This is a genomic window from Capnocytophaga catalasegens, assembly GCF_026005215.1.
Taxonomy (GTDB): Bacteria; Bacteroidota; Bacteroidia; order Flavobacteriales; family Flavobacteriaceae; genus Capnocytophaga; species Capnocytophaga catalasegens.
This window is the reverse complement of record NZ_BPMA01000025.1, coordinates 1-2,557: the sequence shown is the minus strand read 5'-3', so window position 1 is coordinate 2,557 and position 2,557 is coordinate 1. Positions and strand designations below refer to the sequence as shown.

The window sequence follows — 2,557 nt, the reverse complement described above, 5'->3', positions numbered from 1 at the left end:
TAACTATTGATTTTGAGGCAAATATATTTTTATTTTTAATTACGGATATACAAATCTAAATTATATAAAAACGGAAAAATCTTATGCTATAGAATAGTATAGAGTATAGAATTATAGAACAAGCTAAAAAAGGAAATAAATATGAAGTATTTATTTTAATTTTCAAAAATAACATAAAAGGATGTTTGATTAATATATTAGGGGGAGTTTTATTGGGGATAGTAACGTTATTTAATCTTTTAATAAATGGTTTTTATTCGGCACATATATTTTATTCTGTATATAAAGCAGGGTTTTCAATTTCTCAAATAGTAGAAAAAACATTACCTCATAGTTTTGAGATTATTGGTTTTATGCTATCAGGAGCATTAGGTTTTTATATAGCATGGAATATTCTTCTCTTAGTGAAAGGAAAAAATTTACAAGTTAATTTTTATAAAATAATAGGAACTGGATCTGTTATTATTTTTATCATTATTTTATGCGCTGCTTATGTAGAAGCTTTTATTTCTATTAAAAATTAAAAATATGCAACAATTTATAGAAAAAATCCAAAAAATACCAAAAGGCTATGCTATATTAGTAATAGTTACTTATAGTTTTTTGATAACTTACTTTTTTTATATGTTAAATCAATTCTATTTTTCTGAAATAGAGAGGAATAGTATCTTATCATTAATGCTAAAAATTAACTATGTAGTTATTTTTTTCTCAGGAATAATAGTATGGATAATAATGTCTTTATTATTTCATTTAACAGCTTTACTTTTTGAAGGACAGGGTTCTTTTTCAAAATTTTTATATACTTCATCATATTTTTATCTTATACCAACTCTTTTTATTTTTGTAGCAATCATTATTTTAGATTATTTTGAACAAGATTTGCCTTTTCAGGTGTTACAAAATCATATGTATTTTAAAATATCAATAGAAATAATTAATTATTCTTATATACCTTATTATATATTAAATAGTTTTTTGATAAAAGAAATGTATAAGATAGTTTTCTGGAAATCTATAATAGTAATAAGTATTCCAATTATATCTATTTGGGCAATAACAGTTTTTTTTTCATGGATATTTTAAATAAAATGAAACATTTCTTATTATTTTTAACCATCTTATTTTTTGCTTCTTGTTCTGAAAAAAACAAGAAGTTAAGTTTTGCTTTGCAACAAGCAGGCAACAACCGTATTGAGCTTGAAAAAGTACTTAATCATTATAAGAACGATAGCCTTAAATACAAAGCTACTGTTTTTCTTATTGAAAATATGCCCAATTATAAATATGCAAATAGTAAAGAAGTGGATAGTATAAAAGCTTTGATGTCTCAAATTTTTGAACAATGGGATTTAACAGAACAAGAAAGGCAAAAAGGGCTTAACTGGCAAAAACATATTGATTATGAGATTAAAAACGATATAAAAGAAATAAAAGCTGAATTACTTATCGAAAACATTGATTATGCTTTTAAAGTTTGGGAAGAAAAACCTTGGAACAAACATCTTTCTTTTGAAGATTTTTGTGAGTTAATCCTTCCATATCGTATTGCCGAAGAACCTTTAACCTATTGGAGAAAAAAATATTATGAAAAATATAATCCGATATTAGATTCTCTTTACAAAGGAACAGATGTAGTAGAGGCTTGTAATATATTATCTGATTATATTAAAAAAGAAAAATTTTTTTTTATCAATGATTTTGTAATTCCACGGCAGGGAGCAGATTTTCATTTTAGTAATAGAATAGGGATTTGTAGGGATGCTTGTGATATAGCTATTTATATAATGCGTTCAGTAGGAATTCCTGTAACTTCTGATATATATGCCATTTCTCCTGAATATCATTCTGGGCACCAATGGAACGTGGTTCGTGATACAACAAATAGATATTTACCTTTTTTATTTGAGGAATATAGAGCAAATAGAGATAATATGCTTATTGATAAATTAAAAAAAGGAAAAGTATACAGAATGACTTATCAAGAAAATAAATCTGAACAGAAGTTAAACTATCCGTCTTCCCCTCTAAATAACCCTTTTTTAAAGGACGTTACTAACGAATATTTTGGGAACAATAAGGTAGAGTTGCCATTTGAAAATAATTTAGATTCAGATGATATTTTTTTGGGGATTTTTACATCGTATGATTGGTTTCCCGTTGGGAAAGGAAAAATAGAAAATAGAAAACTTATTTTTGAAAATATAGAACCTTTTGTAATTTATCAACCTTTAACTTATAAAAATAACGAACTAAAACCTATTACATATCCATTTATGTACCAAAAGGATGGAGTTCGCATTTTTTCTCCTAAAAATGAAAAACAAGAGGTAGTTTTAAAAAGAAAATATCCTTTACGAAAAACAAATTCAGGACGATACAAAAATTGGTTGTTACTAACAGAAATAAAAGGTTCAAATAATTCCCAATTTTCAAATAGTGATTTATTGCATAAAATGGAAAATCTTCCCTCTGAAAATGTTATTGAAATAAATATAAATAGCCAAAAAAGTTACCAATATTTTCAGTACCAAGATTAAACGGCAAAACCAAATGT

The 2,557-nt window shown here is 25.3% G+C and carries 3 protein-coding genes; all 3 read left to right on the top strand.

Annotation, left to right across the window (positions count from 1 at the left end; genetic code table 11):
• Positions 1 to 98: 98 nt before the first annotated feature.
• The 3 genes from OO775_RS08365 to OO775_RS08355 are packed head-to-tail and all read left to right on the top strand — an operon-like array spanning position 99 to position 2,540.
• The gene (locus tag OO775_RS08365; protein ID WP_309297245.1) at positions 99 to 524 is read left to right on the top strand and encodes a stage II sporulation protein M; all 426 of its coding nucleotides are present in this window, start codon (positions 99 to 101) and stop codon (positions 522 to 524) included.
• A gap of 4 nt (positions 525 to 528) precedes the next feature.
• A complete protein-coding gene (locus tag OO775_RS08360; RefSeq protein ID WP_264846630.1) occupies positions 529 to 1,086 on the top strand; it encodes a YIP1 family protein in 558 nt (185 codons plus the stop codon).
• 5 nt (positions 1,087 to 1,091) lie between these two features.
• Positions 1,092 to 2,540: a hypothetical protein gene (locus tag OO775_RS08355; RefSeq protein ID WP_264846629.1), complete on the top strand. Its 1,449-nt coding sequence runs from the start codon at positions 1,092 to 1,094 to the stop codon at positions 2,538 to 2,540.
• The last annotated feature ends 17 nt before the right edge of the window (positions 2,541 to 2,557 follow it).